Source organism: Ralstonia sp. VS2407 (genome assembly GCF_052950655.1).
The window spans coordinates 1-444 of the sequence record NZ_JBRFVG010000335.1 but is presented as its reverse complement, the minus strand read 5'-3'; the positions used below and the strand labels follow the sequence as shown (position 1 = coordinate 444).

Below are 444 nucleotides of genomic sequence, written 5' to 3'. Positions count from 1 at the left end.
ACGTCAGGTTGTACTTCAGCGCGTTGGTCGGATACTCGGGCAGCGCGCCGACGCGCATCTTCACGTCGCGCACTTCGGTGAAGCCGTTCACGAGCTCGTGCGCGGCAATGCCGATGAAGCCCGGCGCGAGGCCGCACTGCGGCATGAACGCGCGATTCGAGCCTTCGGCGAGCTCGCGGATCGCGCTCGTCGCGCGCACGTCCTCGGTCAGATCGAAGTAATGCACGCCCGCGGCCTTCGCGGCGGCGGCGACATTGACGGCCAGGTAATACGGCAGTGCATTGACGAGCGCATCGAAGCCCTTCACCGCTTCGCGGATCGCGGCCGCGTCCGCGGAATCGACGCGCTGCGTCGCGATGCCCTCGTTTGCCAGCTTCGTGAGCGCGTCCGCATCGCGATCGAATGCGACTACTTCGTAGTCGCCGGTTTCGCGCAACAGATGGG

Annotated in this window: 1 protein-coding gene; it reads right to left on the bottom strand. The window is 66.2% G+C overall.

All coding sequences use genetic code 11. The features are described 5' to 3' along the window. A partial coding sequence (locus ACU8YE_RS25330; protein ID WP_446930336.1) for a saccharopine dehydrogenase family protein occupies positions 1 to 444 on the bottom strand: 444 nt, incomplete at both ends.